Source organism: Stenotrophomonas nitritireducens, assembly GCF_001431425.1.
Classification (GTDB): Bacteria; Pseudomonadota; Gammaproteobacteria; order Xanthomonadales; family Xanthomonadaceae; genus Stenotrophomonas; species Stenotrophomonas nitritireducens.
In genome coordinates, this window is the sequence record NZ_LDJG01000011.1 from 138,449 (window position 1) to 154,052 (window position 15,604).

The 15,604-nt window shown below is 68.7% G+C and carries 17 protein-coding genes and 3 tRNA genes; 8 read left to right on the plus strand and 12 right to left on the minus strand.

What is annotated here, in order from left to right:
• Positions 1 to 277: 277 nt before the first annotated feature.
• The 9 genes from ABB22_RS08535 to ABB22_RS08575 all read right to left on the minus strand — a co-directional run bounded on the left by ABB22_RS08535 (position 278) and on the right by ABB22_RS08575 (position 6,151).
• Positions 278 to 354, minus strand: a tRNA-Arg gene (locus ABB22_RS08535).
• 52 nt (positions 355 to 406) lie between these two features.
• Positions 407 to 483, minus strand: a tRNA-Arg gene (locus ABB22_RS08540).
• Between the two features lie 109 nt (positions 484 to 592).
• Complete coding sequence (locus ABB22_RS08545; protein ID WP_055764905.1) at positions 593 to 1,423, minus strand: alpha/beta hydrolase family protein; 831 nt, start codon at positions 1,421 to 1,423, stop codon at positions 593 to 595.
• The gene (thiD, locus tag ABB22_RS08550; RefSeq protein ID WP_055764907.1) at positions 1,420 to 2,229 is read right to left on the minus strand and encodes a bifunctional hydroxymethylpyrimidine kinase/phosphomethylpyrimidine kinase; all 810 of its coding nucleotides are present in this window, start codon (positions 2,227 to 2,229) and stop codon (positions 1,420 to 1,422) included. The genes ABB22_RS08545 and thiD overlap by 4 nt, the downstream gene beginning before the upstream one ends.
• A 35-nt stretch (positions 2,230 to 2,264) precedes the next feature.
• Positions 2,265 to 2,939, minus strand: coding sequence for a YoaK family protein (locus tag ABB22_RS08555; protein WP_055764908.1), 675 nt, complete (start codon positions 2,937 to 2,939; stop codon positions 2,265 to 2,267).
• Between the two features lie 24 nt (positions 2,940 to 2,963).
• Positions 2,964 to 3,455, minus strand: a complete 492-nt coding sequence (locus ABB22_RS08560) for a hypothetical protein (protein WP_055764910.1) — start codon at positions 3,453 to 3,455, stop codon at positions 2,964 to 2,966.
• Entirely contained in the window at positions 3,452 to 4,852 is a 1,401-nt protein-coding gene (locus tag ABB22_RS08565; RefSeq protein ID WP_055764912.1) for a PhoH family protein, read from the minus strand. Before ABB22_RS08565 ends, ABB22_RS08560 begins: the two co-directional genes overlap by 4 nt.
• 81 nt (positions 4,853 to 4,933) lie before the next feature.
• On the minus strand, positions 4,934 to 5,413 hold the full coding sequence (locus tag ABB22_RS08570; protein WP_055764914.1) for a peroxiredoxin: 480 nt from the start codon (positions 5,411 to 5,413) through the stop codon (positions 4,934 to 4,936).
• A gap of 78 nt (positions 5,414 to 5,491) precedes the next feature.
• Positions 5,492 to 6,151, minus strand: a complete 660-nt coding sequence (locus ABB22_RS08575) for a glycine cleavage system transcriptional repressor (RefSeq protein WP_425477797.1) — start codon at positions 6,149 to 6,151, stop codon at positions 5,492 to 5,494.
• Positions 6,152 to 6,214: 63 nt separating this feature from the next.
• On the opposite strand from ABB22_RS08575, the gene dapA reads away from it, so the two are divergent.
• Both dapA and ABB22_RS08585 read left to right on the plus strand, forming a co-directional pair.
• Positions 6,215 to 7,108, plus strand: coding sequence for a 4-hydroxy-tetrahydrodipicolinate synthase (gene dapA / locus ABB22_RS08580; protein ID WP_055764917.1), 894 nt, complete (start codon positions 6,215 to 6,217; stop codon positions 7,106 to 7,108).
• 33 nt (positions 7,109 to 7,141) lie between these two features.
• Positions 7,142 to 7,651 (plus strand): hypothetical protein, encoded by a 510-nt coding sequence (locus ABB22_RS08585; RefSeq protein ID WP_055764919.1) that lies wholly within the window; start codon positions 7,142 to 7,144, stop codon positions 7,649 to 7,651.
• A 147-nt stretch (positions 7,652 to 7,798) separates the two neighbouring features.
• On the opposite strand, the gene fdxA is transcribed toward ABB22_RS08585, so the two are convergent.
• Positions 7,799 to 8,122, minus strand: a complete 324-nt coding sequence (fdxA, locus tag ABB22_RS08590) for a ferredoxin FdxA (protein WP_055764921.1) — start codon at positions 8,120 to 8,122, stop codon at positions 7,799 to 7,801.
• 279 nt (positions 8,123 to 8,401) lie between these two features.
• Positions 8,402 to 8,476: transfer RNA gene (locus tag ABB22_RS08595), tRNA-Glu, on the minus strand.
• Positions 8,477 to 8,517: 41 nt separating this feature from the next.
• On the opposite strand from ABB22_RS08595, the gene pcnB reads away from it, so the two are divergent.
• From pcnB to pgi, 6 genes are all read left to right on the plus strand, one after another.
• The gene (gene pcnB, locus ABB22_RS08600) at positions 8,518 to 9,888 is read left to right on the plus strand and encodes a polynucleotide adenylyltransferase PcnB (protein WP_055764923.1); all 1,371 of its coding nucleotides are present in this window, start codon (positions 8,518 to 8,520) and stop codon (positions 9,886 to 9,888) included.
• Positions 9,889 to 9,893: 5 nt separating this feature from the next.
• On the plus strand, positions 9,894 to 10,382 hold the full coding sequence (gene folK / locus ABB22_RS08605; protein WP_055764925.1) for a 2-amino-4-hydroxy-6-hydroxymethyldihydropteridine diphosphokinase: 489 nt from the start codon (positions 9,894 to 9,896) through the stop codon (positions 10,380 to 10,382).
• A gap of 31 nt (positions 10,383 to 10,413) precedes the next feature.
• On the plus strand, positions 10,414 to 11,229 hold the full coding sequence (gene panB, locus ABB22_RS08610; protein WP_055764928.1) for a 3-methyl-2-oxobutanoate hydroxymethyltransferase: 816 nt from the start codon (positions 10,414 to 10,416) through the stop codon (positions 11,227 to 11,229).
• Positions 11,226 to 12,068 carry a pantoate--beta-alanine ligase gene (gene panC / locus ABB22_RS08615; protein WP_055764930.1) on the plus strand — a complete coding sequence of 281 codons (843 nt, stop codon included), beginning with the start codon at positions 11,226 to 11,228 and terminating at the stop codon, positions 12,066 to 12,068. Before panB ends, panC begins: the two co-directional genes overlap by 4 nt.
• A 307-nt stretch (positions 12,069 to 12,375) precedes the next feature.
• Positions 12,376 to 12,756, plus strand: a complete 381-nt coding sequence (gene panD / locus ABB22_RS08620; RefSeq protein ID WP_055764931.1) for an aspartate 1-decarboxylase — start codon at positions 12,376 to 12,378, stop codon at positions 12,754 to 12,756.
• The gene (pgi, locus tag ABB22_RS08625) at positions 12,753 to 14,261 is read left to right on the plus strand and encodes a glucose-6-phosphate isomerase (RefSeq protein WP_055764933.1); all 1,509 of its coding nucleotides are present in this window, start codon (positions 12,753 to 12,755) and stop codon (positions 14,259 to 14,261) included. Before panD ends, pgi begins: the two co-directional genes overlap by 4 nt.
• Positions 14,262 to 14,543: 282 nt before the next feature.
• Here the strand turns inward: pgi and ABB22_RS08630 are convergent, their stop codons facing one another.
• Positions 14,544 to 15,581 (minus strand): AraC family transcriptional regulator, encoded by a 1,038-nt coding sequence (locus ABB22_RS08630; protein WP_055764936.1) that lies wholly within the window; start codon positions 15,579 to 15,581, stop codon positions 14,544 to 14,546.
• Between the last annotated feature and the right edge of the window lie 23 nt (positions 15,582 to 15,604).

A 15,604-nucleotide genomic window follows, 5' to 3' on the forward strand; every position in this document is an offset into this window, starting at 1 on the left:
GTTCCGTGGCGCCTGGCCAGGATGCGCCAGTGGCGTTGCCTGTTCTGCGGGGAACTGTTCCCGTACGGGCGGATTTCCCTGGCGATCGAAGCCGGCGCTGTCCGCTGCCATCTGCGGCCGGCGGTTCCGGGGCGTCCGTTCGTCGATCGGTGGCGGGGGTTGTTTGCGTCGGCCGTGTGAAAGGAACGCCTGGCCTGCGTCGCCGGAGCGGAGCGCGATGGAGATGCCGTCGCCGGGACGAAAAAAAACAGCAGGCAAAGCCTGCTGTTCGGTGTAATGGCGCGCCCGGAGAGATTCGAACTCCCGACCGCCTGGTTCGTAGCCAGGTACTCTATCCAACTGAGCTACGGGCGCGTTTTACCTTTATTGTTCTGACGGGGATCACTGCAAGAACAGTGTTCCAAACTGGCGCGCCCGGAGAGATTCGAACTCCCGACCGCCTGGTTCGTAGCCAGGTACTCTATCCAACTGAGCTACGGGCGCGTCGTCAGGAGCGGAATTATGCGGATATGACGCGCATGCGTCAACGCTTTTGTGAAATTTTCCTATAACGAAAGTTATTGCAGCCTCGGGCCGTATCGTGCGGCGGGAATTACAGCAGGCCATCAGCCACGATGGCTGGCGATTTCATCCAGCTGAAATGGTCGGCGCGCGTGCCCAGTTCGTTGCCGGACATGATCCGCAGCGTCGCCGGTGCGGCCGGCATCTTGGACAGCAGGTGGCGCATGGAGCCGGTGGGGGCGAGCCAGTCGGCGTCGAACAGCAGCGCCTTCACCGGCAGCGCTAGGGCATGCATCGCCGCTTCCAGGTCGACGGGCATCCCCGCCGCGGCGTAGTGGCCACTCAGGCCGACGCGGGCCCAGTCGCGGATCAGGCCGCGCGCCTCCGTTCCCCCGAAGCCAAGCCTGCGCCCCGGCAGCGCCCCGCGCTGTTGCGCGAGCCAGGGCAGGAAGCGGTAGGCCAGCGGTAGCAGCCAGCGTCGGGGCGCAGGAAAGCCGCGCCACCATGGGGTGCCGCTGGCAACCAGCCAGAGCGCGGCGAAGGCGTCAGGATGCAGGCCTGCGTGGCAGCACGCCAACTGCCCGCCCAGGCTGTGCCCACCCAGGCGCAGCGGGGCGCCCGGCACCGCCGCGCGGGCGGCCGCTTCGGCGGCGGGGATGTCGTACAGCAGCAGTTCGCGGTAGCCCCAGTCGTTGCGTCTGTCCGCGCGCAGGCTGCTGCTGCCGTTGCCGCGCCATTCGTGGACGAACACAGCCACGCCGCGCGCGGCCAGGGCGTCGGCCAGCGGCAGGTAATGGCGAGCGGCCACGCCCAGTGCGGGCAGCCACAGCATGGCCGCCTCGGGCCGGGGCGGCACGTGGGCGAGCAGTTCGAAACGGTGTCCGTCCGCCGCGGTGACGTCGAGCGCGGTGTGAGCGTTCATGCCGGGCCCGATGCGCCGAAATGATCCAGCACCATGACCTCGCCGCGTCCGGGGCGGTAGCCGCCGCGCAGGCCGCGCGCCACGTAGTCGATGGCGGCCTCGCAGGCATTGGGCAGGGACAGTCCGCGGCACAGCTGCGCGGCGATGGCCGAGGCCAGCGTGCAGCCGGTACCGTGCGCGTTCACCGGCAGGCGGACGTGGCTGAATTCCTCGCCGGTGACGCCATCGTAATAGCGGTCGATCACACGTGGGCCTTCGTCCAGATGCCCGCCCTTGAGCAGCACGGCTCCGGTGCCCAGCCCCAGCAGCGCGGCGGCCGCATCCTCGGCTTCGGTGGCGTTGGCGATGCGGCGTTCGAGCAGGAGTTCGGCCTCCGGCGTATTCGGCGTAAGCAACGTGGCCAGCGGCAACAGGCGCTCGCGCATTGCATGCAGCGCGCTGGTTTCCAGCAGCCTGGCGCCGCTGGTGGCGACCATCACCGGATCCAGCACCACCTGCGGCGGGCGATGTTTTTCCAGGACGTCGGCGACCAGATGGATGACGTCGGCGTTGGCGAGCATGCCGAGCTTGACCGCGTGGATGTCGAAATCGTCGAAGCAGGCGTCGAGCTGTGCCTGCAGGAACTCCAGCGGCGGCACGTGCACGGCGGTGACGCCGCGGGTGTTCTGCGCGGTCAGCGCGGCGATGGCCGACAGGCCATGCACGCGGTGGGCGGCGAAGGCCTTCAGGTCGGCCTGGATGCCGGCGCCGCCGCCGGAGTCGGACCCGGCGATGGTGAGGACGGAAACGGGCGTGGAAGGCGTCATGGCCGGATTGTGCAGTGTTTCGCCCAACGCTGCCGTCAGGGCGCGGTATACAGGCGCCGCGACAGCCGGTAGACGATGTAGGTGGCGCCGGTACAGCCGGTCAGCAGCGCCGGCGCGAGCAGCGCGTCGTAGCCGAAGCGCTGGAACAGCCAGGCGCCGATGATGCCGCCGGCGAGGAAGCCGCCGATGATCAGGCCACTGAGCGTCAGCCGCCGGACCTGCAGCGGCAGGCCGCGCAGCAGATGGCCCAGGCCGATGCCCAGGTCGGTGAACATGCCGCTGAGGTGGGTGGTGCGCACCACCGCGCCGCTGAACGTGGTGGCCATTGCGTTCTGCAGGCCGCAGGCCATGGCCGCGGCCAGTGCGCCCCAGATCTGCTGCTGCTTGAACAGCGGGATCGCCGCCAGCAGCAACAGCGATTCGAGGGTCAGCACCACGCCGTAGCGCCGGCCCAGCCGCAGCGCGCCATCCTGCACGATGAGCCCGCTCAGCATCGCGCCCAGCGAGAACGCGATCAGCATGCTCCACAGGTGCGCGACGCTGCGCCAGTCGCGCTGCACCAGCGCCATGCCGAGCTGGCTGGTGGTGCCGGTGAGATGGCTGACGGCCTGGTGCTCGAAGCCGAGGAAGCCGACCACGTTGACCATGCCGGCCACGCAGGACAGCGCGATCGCGCCGATCCACACCCAGCGGGGAAGCTGTATGCCCATGTCGCGGACAGTATCGCCGGCCGGTCAGAAGCCGCCGTTGGTCGCGATGTCGGAGAAGGTCCCGGCCTGCGGGTCGTACACCGCGCCCCAGAACGCGGCGCCGCCGTCGCAGGCCCGCACCGCTTCGCGCGCCGGGTTGGTCTTGTCGTGGTCGGGCAGGGTGAAGGCGTTGATGTAGATCAGCTGGCGGCCCTGCGCGATGAAGCCCACGTACTGGCGTCCGGAACGCGCCGGTTCGGCAATGGTGGGCTGCAACTGCTGCAGCCGGCTTTCCAGTGCGTCGATCTGCGCGCGGCTGGGCGCCCAGTAGCCGCTCACGCCATCGGCATGCCTGGCCGGACTGTCGCGCGAGCAGGTGTCGAGCACCTGCGCGGCGACGATCGGGCGCGTGACCACCCACGACTGCCCGGCCTTGATCGCCGTCGGCACGCTGCCGGAGCGGGTGTTGGCCGGCGTGCAGGCCGCCAGCGCGAGGGCGCCGGCGGCGAGCAGGGCGAGGGCGTGGTGCTTTCTCACAGGACCTCCGAGGCGTAATCGGCCAGCCGCGAGCGTTCGCCGCGGCGCAGGGTGATGTGCGCGCTGTGCGGCCAGTTCTTGAAGCGGTCCACGGCGTAGGTCAGGCCCGAGGTGGTCTCGGTCAGGTAGGGCGTGTCGATCTGCTCGACATTGCCCAGGCAGACGATCTTGGTGCCGGGGCCGGCGCGGGTGATCAGGGTCTTCATCTGCTTCGGGGTGAGGTTCTGCGCCTCATCCAGGATCAGGTAGCGCGACAGGAAGGTGCGCCCGCGCATGAAGTTCAGCGAGCGGATCTTGATGCGCGAGGCGAGCAGGTCATTGGTCGCCGCGCGGCCCCAGGCGCCGCCCTCCTGGTTGTGGGTGAGCACTTCCAGGTTGTCGGTGAGCGCGCCCATCCACGGCGTCATCTTTTCTTCCTCGGTGCCGGGCAGGAAGCCGATGTCCTCGCCGACGCTGACCGTGGCGCGGGTCATGATGATCTCGCGGTAGCGCTGGGTATCCATGGTCTGCGCCAGGCCCGCGGCCAGCGCCAGCAGGGTCTTGCCGGTGCCGGCGGTGCCGAGCAGGGTGACGAAGTCGATCTCCGGGTCCATCAGCGCGTTGAGCGCGAAATTCTGTTCGCGGTTGCGTGCGGTGATGCCCCATACCGAATGCGCGCCATGGCGGAAATCGTCCACCAGGGCAAGCGTGATGCGGCCATCGGCCTCTACCTTGGCGACCTTGAGTTCGACCTCGTCCTCACCGGGCAGGTAGACATACTGGTTGGGGAACCATTCCTCGTCGTCGGTGGCGCGGATCTCGTAGCTGGTGCGGCCCTTGTCGCTCCAGCTGCGCAGGTCGCTGGAATGCTTCTTCCAGAAATCCTCGGGCAGGGGCGTGGCGCCGGTATACAGCAGGCTGAAATCGTCCAGCGCGCGGTCGTTCTCGTAGTCCTCCGAGTCGATGCCGGCGATGGCCGCCTTGATGCGCAGGTTGATGTCCTTGGAGACGAACACCACCGGTACATCCGGGGTCTGCTCCTTCAGCGCGAGGATCGCGCCGAGGATGGCGTTGTCCGGGATCACCGCGCCGAAGCTCTTGCCGGCCTCGAAATGGCTGGTCTGGAAATACAGGTGGCCGGCGCTGCGCGCGCCGCGCAGCTGCAGCCCCTGCGGCAGCACCAGCGGAACGCCCTTGGCGATGCCGCCGATGCCGGAGGCTTCGATCAGTTCGTTGAGGAAACGGCTGACCTGGCGCGCGTTGCGGCTGGCCTCGGAGGTGCCCTTCTTGCCGTTGTCCAGTTCCTCGATCACCTGCATCGGCAGGTAGACATCGTGCTCCTCGAATTTGAACAGCGCGGTCGGATCGTGCATCAGCACGTTGGTATCCAGCACGTAGATGCGCTTGCCTCGGGTCATCGTCGATTCCTGGTTACGGGCAGGGAAAAACCGCCACGGCCTGCGGAGCAGGGACGCGGCGGACGAGGTGGGCGATGGGGTTCACTTGGACTGGGCGGCCTTCAGTGCGTCAAGCACGGCATCGGCATGGCCGGCGACCTTGACCTTGCGCCATTCCTGCACCAGCGTGCCGTCGGGCGAGACCAGGAAGGTGCTGCGCTCGATGCCGCGCACCTGCTTGCCGTACATGTTCTTCATGCGGATCACGTCGAAGGCGTTGCACAGCGCCTCGTCGGCATCGCTGATGAGCGGGAATTTGAAACCCTGCTTGGCGCAGAAGTTGTCGTGCGACTTCACCGAGTCGCGCGAGACGCCCATCACCACCGCGCCGGCGCGCTTGAACTTCGGCAGCAGGGCATTGAAGTCGATGCCCTCGGTGGTGCAGCCGGGGGTGCTGTCCTTCGGATAGAAGTAGAGCACCAGCCAGTGGCCGGCCTGCGCGGCGAGGGTGGTGGTATCGCCGCCGGACAGGGCCAGCGGCAGGTCGAGGACGGTGCGGTCCAGGGTGTCGCCGATGTTCATCAGATCCTTTCCGGAGCCTGGGTTACTACGATTGCAATTACATGAAACGCCGCCTGCCCGTGACGGGCGCGCGAACGGTCAGAACTTCATCGGGTCCATGATCGCGTCCAGGTTGAGGTGGTCGCAGAACTCGAGGAAATCGTCGCGCAGGGCGGCGATGTGCATGTTGGCCGGCACGCCGATGGTGATCTGCGCCGAGAACATCTCCGCGCCGGTCTGCATGGCCTGGTAGCGGGTGCTCTGCAGGTTCTCGATGGTGATGCCCTGGCGGTCGAAGAAATCGGCCAGCTGGAACAGGATGCCCGGCTTGTCCGCGGCGATCACCTCGACGATGTAGGGCAGCAGGTTGGACTGGGCCTGCTTGGCGGCGGTGCGGTACCACACCAGCTTCAGACCTTCCTCGCGCTCCAGCCGGGTCAGCATCGCCTCGAGCTTTGCCACCGAATCCCACGAGCCGGTGGCCAGCGTGGTGACCGAGACGTCGCGGCCCACCGTGGACAGCCGCGCATCGACCAGGTTGCAGCCGCTGTCGGCGATGCGGCGGGTGACGGACAGCAGTGGGGACTCCGGATGCGTCGTGTAGGCGTTGATCAGGAGGTGGTTTTCGGTCGGCTGCGGCCGCGGGGTGCTGTTGGTCAAGGTGGTTCCGGGATGCTCTGTGAGTCTGAACGGCGCCGGCGCGGGCACGTTCGCTGGCACCCAGCATACTTGCCCGTGCTTTCGACCGGCAAGTAACATGCCCCCGGTCACGAACCCGCCTCCAGGCGGGATTCCCAGCCCCCACGAAGAACGGCGTTTCCCTTGTCCATTTCCGGCCTCATCACCGCCCTGGCGACGCCTTTCCTTGCCGATGGCGCGCTCGATACCGAGGGCTGGCAGCGCCTGCTGGCGCTGCAGGCGGCTGGCGGCGCGCAGGGTGTGGTGGTGGCCGGCTCCACGGGCGAGGCGTCGACGCTGTCCGAGGCCGAATGCGACGCTTTGCTGCGCGCGGCCGTGGCTGTCCTGGGCGGCCGCATGCCGGTGCTGGCGGGGACCGGGCAGTCCGGGACTGCCAGGACCATCGAGGCGACCCGTCGCGCCGCGCGCAACGGCGCCACCCATGCGCTGGTGGTCACGCCGCCTTACGTGCGCCCGACCCAGGAAGGCCTGCGCCAGCACTACCTGGCCGTGGCCGAACAGGGCGGCCTGCCGGTGGTGCTGTACAACGTGCCCGGCCGCACCGGCTGCGACCTGCTGCCGGACACCGTGGCCGGACTGGCGTCGCACCCGAACATCGTCGGCATCAAGGAAGCGGTCAGCGACATGGCGCGGATGAAGGCGCTGCTGGAACTGCGCGGCGATGGTTTCGCCATCCTTGGCGGTGACGATGCCAACGCCGCGCGCTCGATGCTGGCCGGCGCCGACGGCATGGTGTCGGTCGGTTCCAATGTCCTGCCCGGTACCTTCCGTACCCTGTGCGACCTGGCCCGTGCCGGCAACCACGCGGCTGCCGAGGCCTGGGACGCACGCTTGCAGCCCTACCACGATTTCTTCACCCTTGAATCCAACCCGATCCCGGTCAAGGCGCTGCTGCAGCGCCTGGGCATCGGCCATGGACTGCGCCTGCCGCTGTTGCCGCTTTCCGCCTCGCATCATGCCGCCGCCGACCATCTGGCGGCCGACGTGGGCGCGCTGGAAGAACTATCCAGCCACTGAACCTTTGCAGTGGCCAGAACCAGGAGATCCACCATGCGTCATTCCCGTTCCGCCGTACGCGCACTTTCGCTGGCACTGCTCGCCATCGCCACCACCGTCACCGCGACCGGCTGTTTCCACCGCGGCGCGCGCGGCGACTATGCGCTGGCGCCGGAAATGCGTCCGCTCGAAGTGCCGCCGGATCTGAACCTGCCCAACACCGCCGGCGCATCGCAGGTGCCGGCGCTGGCCTCGGCCGCGCGTCCGACCCAGGCCGCAGCGGCACAGCCCGCGCAGGGTGGCTTCACCGTCAAGGGCAGCCGCGACGAGGTGTTCGGCAAGGTCGGCGACGCGCTCGCCACGGTCGAGGGCGTGACCATCGCCAGCCGCGCGCAGCTGCTGGGCTCGTACGACGTGGCCTACGAAGGCAGCAACTTCCTGGTGCGCGTGGTCGGCGTCGATGCCGGCACCTATGTGTCGGCGGTCGATCCGCGCGGCCTGCCGGCCACCGACCCGGCGCCGATCAAGCTGCTCGAGGCATTGAAGGCGAAGCTCGCGCAGTAAGCGCGGCCATCGCAGCCCGTGGCGGCATCCGCCATGGGCGCGGTGCTTCCGGGGCCTGTCCATGGCAACGGGCATCGCCGGCGACGGCAGCACCGGAAACGAAAAGGGCGCCGACGGCGCCCTTTTTCCTGTGGCCCGCCAGGCGGGTCAGCGTTCCAGCAGCTTGAGCTTGTCCGGCTTGCCGTCCCATTCGGCGGCATCGGCCGGCGGATCCTTGCGCACGGTCAGCACCGGCCAGGACCTGGCCAGTTCGGCGTTCAGCGCTACGAAGCCTTCCTGCCCGGCGGGCACGTCGTCCTCGGGATAGATGGCGTTGACCGGGCATTCCGGCTCGCACAGGGTGCAGTCGATGCACTCGTCCGGGTCGATCACCAGGAAGTTGGGGCCTTCATGGAAGCAGTCCACTGGGCAGACTTCGACGCAGTCGGTGTGTTTGCACTTGATGCAGTTTTCGGTGACGACAAAGGGCATGACGGGGTCCGGCGTTGAACCCCGTAATTCTAGAGCAGTAAGCGAGGGATGGGCGCAGGCATTCTCATTGCGCGCCTGCATGGCGCAGGAGCAGCGCTGGCCGGCAACTTCATCAATCCGGCATCGCGCGCCCGCCGGCCGGTGGCTGGCACTGCCGGGAGCCGGGTGGGAGGCTGGCTTTTTCGGCGTCGCCTTTTGGTGGCGCGGAGGAGGGTTGCCAGGATGGCAGGCAACAAAAAACCCCGCGCGGGCGGGGCTTTTTGATTTCGCGGACGGAGTTGGCGCTCCCTAGGGGACTCGAACCCCTGTTTTAGCCTTGAGAGGGCCACGTCCTAACCACTAGACGAAGGGAGCGTTTGGTCGCGTCCGGCGAGCGCGCTAGTATATGCACCTGTTTGCCGCCAGGCAACCCTGCAACCCCAACCGGAATCGCCACCATCAATTCCACAGTTACAGCGCCGTTCACCCTGCGCGTCATCCCGCGCGACCAGCACACCATTTCGCGCAAGGACGTCAGCCCGAACGCACTGCGTGTGCTTTACCGCCTGCGCGAGGCCGGGTTCGGCGCCTATCTGGTCGGCGGCGCGGTCCGCGACCTGCTGGTGGGGGGGCGGCCCAAGGATTTCGACGTGGCCACCGACGCCACGCCGGAGCAGGTCAAGCAGCTGTTCCGCAACTGCCGGCTGATCGGCCGCCGCTTCCGCCTGGCGCACGTGGTGTTCGGCCGCGAGATCATCGAGGTCGCCACCTTCCGCGCCAACAGCGACGATGGCAGCGGCGACCGCGAGGTCGAGAACGGCATGCTGGTGCGCGACAACGTCTACGGCAGCATCGAGGACGATGCGGTGCGCCGCGATTTCACCTGCAACGCCCTGTATTACGCCATCGAGGACTTCTCGGTGCGCGACTACGTCGGCGGCTTCGAGGACGTGCTGGCGCGGCGCATGAAGCTGATCGGCGATCCCGAGCAGCGCTACCGCGAGGACCCGGTGCGCATGCTGCGCGCGGTGCGCCTGGCGGCCAAGCTCGACTTCGAGATCGAGCCGGCCACCGCCGCGCCGATCCCGCGCCTGGCCAGCCTGCTGGACGAAGCCGCGCCGGCGCGCCTGTTCGAGGAAGTGCTCAAGCTGTTCCTGTCCGGCCACGGCGTGGCCAGCTTCGAGGGATTGGAGCGCCATGGCCTGCTGGCGGCGCTGTTCCCGGAGAGCGCGGCCGCGCTGAAGAGCAACCGCAGCGGCGCGCTGCGCAGCTTCGTGGTCGAAGGGCTGCGCAGCACCGACGAGCGCGTGGCCAACGACGAGCCTGTGTCCCCGGCTTTCCTGTTCGCGCTGCTGCTGTGGCCGGCGTTCTGCCGCACCCTGATCGCGCTGCAGCGGCAGGGGCTGGCGCCGGAAGAGGCGCAGCGCCGCGCCGCCGACCGCGTCACCCTGCACCAGCTCACCACCATCGCGCTGCCGCGCCGGTTCTCGCTGCCGATGCAGGAAATCTGGCTGCTGCAGTCGCGCTTCGGCTCGCGCCAGCGCAAGCGCGTGTTCCGCACCCTGACCCATCCGCGCTTCCGCGCCGCGTTCGATTTTCTGGTGCTGCGCCAGGCCGCGTCCAGCGAGCATGCGGCCGACATCGAGTTCTGGCGCGAAGCGCAGCAGCAGTCGGGCCGCGAGCTGGAATCGGCACTGGATTCGCTGCATGTCGAAGGCGTGGCCGAAGAGGGCGCGCCCAAGCGCCGCCGCCGTCGCCGCCGCAGCAGCGCCGCAGCGGGCGAGTAGGCCGCATGGTCATGGCGTGCGTCGGGCTGGGCGCCAACCTCGGCGACGCGCCGGCCACCGTGCGCGCGGCGATCCGGGCGCTGGCGGCGCTGCCGGACTGCCGCCTGCTCGCCGCCTCGCGGCTGTACCGCACCCCGGCATGGGGCAACGAAGACCAGCCGGATTTCATGAATGCCGCGGTTGCGCTGGAGACCGCGTTGCCGGCGCCGCTGCTGCTGGAACGCCTGCTGGCCATCGAGCAGGCCTTCGGTCGCGTGCGCCTGCCGGGCGAGCGCTGGGGGCCGCGTACGCTCGACCTGGACCTGCTGCTGTACGGCGAGCAGGTGATCGACCTGCCGCAGCTGAAGGTGCCGCACCCGCATCTGCACGAGCGCGCCTTCGCGCTGTTGCCGCTGGCCGACGTGGCGCCGGAGGCCGTGATTCCCGGCCATGGAACGGTGCGTGGCGCGCTGGTCGGCATCGAAACCTGCGGTATCGCGCCGATAGGGGGATAATGCGCGGCTCATCACCGATCGTTATCCCCACATGAGCACCCACGCAGACAGCAAGCCCTGGACCGTCCCGGCGCTGGCGCAGGCCAAGCGCAATGGCCAGAAACTGGTGATGTTGACCGCCTACGACGCCGGCTTCGCCCGTGCCTTCGACGCCAACGGGGTCGACCTGATCCTGATCGGCGATTCGCTGGGAATGGTGGTGCAGGGCCACGATTCGACGCTGCCGGTCACCGTTGCCGACATCGCCTACCACACCACCGCGGTGGCACGCGTACTGCAGCGCGCCCTGCTGGTGGCCGACCTGCCGTTCGGCGCCGACGCCACGCCCGAGCGCGCGCTCGAGGCTTCGCTGCAGCTGCTGCGCGCGGGCGCGGAGATGGTCAAGATCGAGGGCGCCGGCTTCAAGCTGGACGTGATCCGCTACCTGGTCGAGCGCGAGATCCCGGTGTGCTCGCACCTGGGCCTGACCCCGCAGTCGGTGCTTACCCTGGGCGGGTTCAAGGTGCAGGGCCGTGGCGAGGCCGCCGAACGGCTGCGCGCCGATGCGCGCGCCGTGGCCGAGGCCGGCGCTGCGCTGCTGGTACTCGAATGCGTGCCGTCGCCGCTGGCCGCGCAGGTCACCGCCGACGTGGCGATCCCCACCATCGGCATCGGCGCTGGCGCCGGCTGCGACGGCCAGGTGCTGGTGATGCACGATTTCCTCGGCCTGGACAGCGGTCACCGCCGGCCCAAGTTCGTCAAGGATTTCCTTGCCGAAGGCGGTTCGGTGGCCGGCGCCGTCCGCGCCTACGCCGACGCGGTGCGCGCCGGTACCTTCCCCGACGCGGAGCATGCGTACGCATCATGATCGAGACCGTCACCGAACTTTCCCGGCTGCGCGCCATCGTCGGCGGCTGGAAGCGCGAGGGCCTGCGGGTGGGCTTCGTGCCGACCATGGGCAACCTGCACGCCGGCCACTATTCGCTGGTGACGCTGGCGCGCCGGCATGCCGACCGCGTGGTGTCCAGCGTGTTCGTCAATCCGACCCAGTTCGGCCCGAACGAGGATTTCACCCGCTATCCGCGCACGCCCGAGGCCGATACCAGCGGCCTGGAGCAGGCCGGCTGCGACGTGCTGTGGCTGCCGACGGTCGAGTCGATGTATCCGTTCGGCGTCGAACTGGCCGCCAATGTGCATGTGCCGGGCGTGAGCGCGCTGCTGGAAGGCGCGCACCGGCCGGGCCATTTCGATGGCGTGTGCACCGTGGTCTCGCGCCTGTTCAACCAGGTACAGCCGGACATGGCCGCCTTCGGCCGCAAGGACTACCAGCAGTTGGCGGTGATCCGGCAGATGGTGGCCGACCTGGCCTTCCCGATCGAGATCGTCGGTGGCGACATCGTGCGCGAGGACGACGGCCTGGCGATGAGCTCGCGCAACCAGTACCTCGGCGCCGAGGTCCGTCCGCAGGCGGCGGTGATCCGTCGCGTGCTGCTGGGCATGCGCGAGGCCAGCCTGGCTGGCACGCCGCGGGGGCAGGTCGAGGCCGCAGGCGCGGCGCAACTGCAGGCGGCCGGGTTCCAGGTGGACTATGCGGCCGTGCGGCTGCCGAACCTGGATGAGCCGGAAGAGGGGCAGAACGGCGCCCGCGTGGCGCTGGTCGCCGCCAAGCTGGGAAATACCCGGCTGATCGACAACATCGAGTTCTGAGCCGCCCCCGGTTCCTGTAGCACAGGGTTACATCGGCAAGTCCACAGCGGGGCGTCGCCCCGCTCTACGCCGGGAGGGAGAGGGCGGTGTTCCTGTAGCGTCGGGCAACGTCCGGCCGGGCGTTGCCGGGGGATGCCGATGGGGCATCGGATGTCCTGCCGGACCCCGGCGAAGCCAGCAAATGGCGCCCTCGTGGCGCCATTTTCATACCCTTCCGGCTGGGCCGGACAGTCCATGTTGCAGTGCGGGCAAGGGCCCGCGCCGGTGCTAGACTGCGTGCTTTCTTTCGCAGTATTCCGGCACCGCCATGCAACTTTCCCTGCTCAAGACCAAGATCCACCGCGCCACCGTCACCCATTCGGAGCTGAACTACGAAGGCTCCATCGCGATCGACGGCGACCTGCTGGAAGCCACCGGCATCCGCGAGTTCGAACAGGTGCACATCTGGGACGTGACCAACGGCGCGCGTTTCTCCACCTATGCCATCCGCGCCGAAGCCGGCAGCGGCGTGATCTCGCTCAACGGCGGCGCCGCGCGCCACGTGCAGGTGGGCGATGTGATCATCATCGCCGCCTTCGCCAGCATGAGCGAAGCCGAGGCCGACAGCTTCCAGCCCAAGCTGGTCTACGTCGACGGCGACAACCGCATCACCCACACCAACCACTCCATCCCCACACAGGCCGCATGACGACGAACGACGGATTGACCGCATTGCACGCCCACGCCCAGCGACTGCAGGGCACGGGTATTCCCTCGCTGTTGGCCGCCGAGCCGGACCGGGTGAAAACCCTGGCGCTCAAGGTCGGTCCGTTGTACGTGAACTTCGCGCGGCAGACATACGACCGCGCCGCGCTCGATGCATTGCTGGAGCTGGCTGCCGTCTGCGACGTCGCCGGCGGCTTCGCGCGCCTGTTCGGCGGCGAAAGGATCAACATCACCGAAGACCGCGCCGTGCTGCACAGCGCGCTGCGCGGCGACGCCAGCCCCAAGGCGGCGGCCGAGCATGCCGAAGCGGTGGCCGTGCAGCGGCGCATGGGCGAGCTGGTCAAGGCGCTGGAAGCCAGCAGCGTGACCGACATCGTCAGCGTCGGCATCGGCGGCTCCGATCTTGGCCCGCGGCTGGTGGCCGACGCCTTGCGTCCGGCCAGCGGCGCGCGCTTGCGCGTGCACTTCGTCTCCAACGTCGATGGCGCGGCGATGCAGCGCACGCTGGCCACGCTGGACCCGGCGACCACCGCCGGCATCCTGATCTCCAAGACCTTCGGTACCCAGGAAACCCTGCTCAACGGCGCGATCCTGCGCGACTGGCTGGGCGGCAGCGAGCGCCTGTACGCGGTCAGCGCCAATCCCGAGCGCGCCGCCAGGGCCTTCGACATCGACGCGGCACGCGTGCTGCCGATGTGGGACTGGGTCGGCGGCCGCTACTCGCTGTGGTCGGCGGTGGGCTTCCCGATCGCGCTGGCGATCGGCTTCGAGCGCTTCGGCCAGCTGCTTGCCGGCGCGGCGGAAATGGATGCGCACGCGGCCAGTGCGCCGCTGGAACGCAACCTGCCGGTGCTGCACGCGCTGACCGATATCTGGAACCGCAACGCGCTCGGCTGCGCCACGCACGCGGTGATGACCTACGACCAGCGCCTGGCGCTGCTGCCGGCGTACCTGCAGCAACTGGTGATGGAAAGCCTGGGCAAGCGGGTCAAGCTCGACGGCAGCCCGGTCGATGCCGACACCGTGCCGGTATGGTGGGGCGGGGCGGGCACCGACGTGCAGCACAGCTTCTTCCAGGCGCTGCACCAGGGCACCAGCATCGTGCCGGCCGATTTCATCGGCTGCGTGCACAACGACGATCCCTATACCGTCAACCACCAGGCGCTGTTGGCCAACCTGCTGGCGCAGACCGAGGCGCTGGCCAACGGCCAGGACAGCGACGATCCGCATCGCCAGTATCCGGGCGGCCGCCCGAGCACGCTGATCCTGCTCGACGCGCTGACCCCGCACGCACTGGGCGCGCTGATCGCCATGTACGAGCACGCGGTCTACGTGCAGTCGCTGGTGTGGGGCATCAATGCCTTCGACCAGTTCGGCGTCGAGCTGGGCAAGCAGCTTGCGAACCAGCTGCTGCCGGCGCTGCAGGGGCAGGGGGTGGAAATCGCCGATCCGATGACGCGCGAGGTATTGGGGCGGCTGCGCGGTTGATCGACGCGGTACGGCGCAACGTGCCGGCGAAACATGGGCCGAAAAACGGAACGCCGCGCAGTGATGCGCGGCGTTTTTCCGTCCAGCGCCCGAATGCTCCGTAGAGCGGGGCAGCGCCCAGCCGGTTTACCGGGCCAGCCCCGCCGGGCGCTGCCCGGCGCTACAGGGCGCGTGTTCCTCGTAGAGCGGGGCAACGCCCCGCTGGGGCATTATCACGCAAGCCCCCCGGGGTAATGCCCGGTGCCGCGGAGCCGGGTGTTCTCCGCAGGGCGGGGCCTGCCATCAGTCGCCGGAGCGCCGTGCCTCGCTCGGCGCACGTCCGGTCCAGCGCTTGAACGCGCGACGGAATTCGCGCGCATCGTTGAAGCCCAGCCGGCCGCCGATGGCGACGATGGAGAGCTTGGGATCGCGCAGCAGTTCCATCGCGCGCTTGGTGCGCACGCGGTCGTGGACCGCACTGAAGGATGTGCCCTCATCGGCCAGCTGCCGGCGCAGCGTGCGTTCGCTCAGGTGCAGTGCGGCGGCCATCTCGGCCATCTGCGGGTTTTCGCGCAGGCGCGTGCGCAGATGGCTTTCCAGCGCGGCGGTGGTCTCCCCGCATGGAGGCTGGACGTCCATCTGCATGCGGCACAGGGTCATCACCTGGTTCGAGGTTGCCGGGTTGTAGCTGGCAAAGGGCAGTTCCAGCCAGCGCCGTTCGATCACCAGCGCATGCCGCGGCTGTCCGAAACGCACTTCGCAGTCGAACAGATCGCGGTAGCGCTGCGCGTAGCGGGGAGCCGGGTAGCCCAGTTCCAGGCGCAGCGGGCGGAAGTCCGGGCCGACCAGTTCGCGGACCAGCTGCAGCACGCTGGAGAACAGTTCCTCGCACAGGAACGGCTGCAGATCGCTGGCCTCGTCCGGCGCGGTGGCGACCGCGGCCACGCAGGTGTCGTCATGCTCGGCCAGGGTGATGTCCATCAGCGCGCCGCTGTTGCGCTGGTAGGCCAGGCCGACCCGCACTGATTCGCCGAAATCGGGGGCGGTCTTCATCGCCAGTCCGAGCAGGCCGAAATTGCCGAGGTTCTGCCGGTCGCCCAGCACCAGGCCCACGCCTTCGACCGGCAGCGAGGGCAGGGCGCGGCGGATCACCGTGATCGCCTGCCGGTAGGACATGCGGGTGTCGGGATTGCTGATTTCCTCCGGTTGCAGGCGGGTTCCGGCGAACCAGCCATTGCAGTCGATTCCGGTCTCGGCGGCGAGCTGCATCAGGCCGCAGAGGATGTTGGTAGGCCGGTCGGCGGTGGACAGATCGTCGCCGATTGCGGTGTTCAAACGCATCCGAAGTCCTTCCGATTGTCCGT

What these genes read in the sequence shown, in the direction of transcription:
- ABB22_RS08545 (WP_055764905.1), bottom strand. Translation starts at nt 1,423, where the DNA reads ATGAACGCTCACACCGCGCTCGACGTCACCGCGGCGGACGGACACCGT.
- thiD (WP_055764907.1), bottom strand. Translation starts at nt 2,229, where the DNA reads ATGACGCCTTCCACGCCCGTTTCCGTCCTCACCATCGCCGGGTCCGAC.
- ABB22_RS08555 (WP_055764908.1), bottom strand. Translation starts at nt 2,939, where the DNA reads ATGGGCATACAGCTTCCCCGCTGGGTGTGGATCGGCGCGATCGCGCTG.
- ABB22_RS08565 (WP_055764912.1), bottom strand. Translation starts at nt 4,852, where the DNA reads ATGACCCGAGGCAAGCGCATCTACGTGCTGGATACCAACGTGCTGATG.
- ABB22_RS08570 (WP_055764914.1), bottom strand. Translation starts at nt 5,413, where the DNA reads ATGAACATCGGCGACACCCTGGACCGCACCGTCCTCGACCTGCCGCTG.
- ABB22_RS08575 (WP_425477797.1), bottom strand. Translation starts at nt 6,151, where the DNA reads ATGTTACTTGCCGGTCGAAAGCACGGGCAAGTATGCTGGGTGCCAGCG.
- ABB22_RS08585 (WP_055764919.1), top strand. Translation starts at nt 7,142, where the DNA reads ATGCGTCATTCCCGTTCCGCCGTACGCGCACTTTCGCTGGCACTGCTC.
- fdxA (WP_055764921.1), bottom strand. Translation starts at nt 8,122, where the DNA reads ATGCCCTTTGTCGTCACCGAAAACTGCATCAAGTGCAAACACACCGAC.
- folK (WP_055764925.1), top strand. Translation starts at nt 9,894, where the DNA reads ATGGTCATGGCGTGCGTCGGGCTGGGCGCCAACCTCGGCGACGCGCCG.
- panB (WP_055764928.1), top strand. Translation starts at nt 10,414, where the DNA reads ATGAGCACCCACGCAGACAGCAAGCCCTGGACCGTCCCGGCGCTGGCG.
- panC (WP_055764930.1), top strand. Translation starts at nt 11,226, where the DNA reads ATGATCGAGACCGTCACCGAACTTTCCCGGCTGCGCGCCATCGTCGGC.
- panD (WP_055764931.1), top strand. Translation starts at nt 12,376, where the DNA reads ATGCAACTTTCCCTGCTCAAGACCAAGATCCACCGCGCCACCGTCACC.
- pgi (WP_055764933.1), top strand. Translation starts at nt 12,753, where the DNA reads ATGACGACGAACGACGGATTGACCGCATTGCACGCCCACGCCCAGCGA.
- ABB22_RS08630 (WP_055764936.1), bottom strand. Translation starts at nt 15,581, where the DNA reads ATGCGTTTGAACACCGCAATCGGCGACGATCTGTCCACCGCCGACCGG.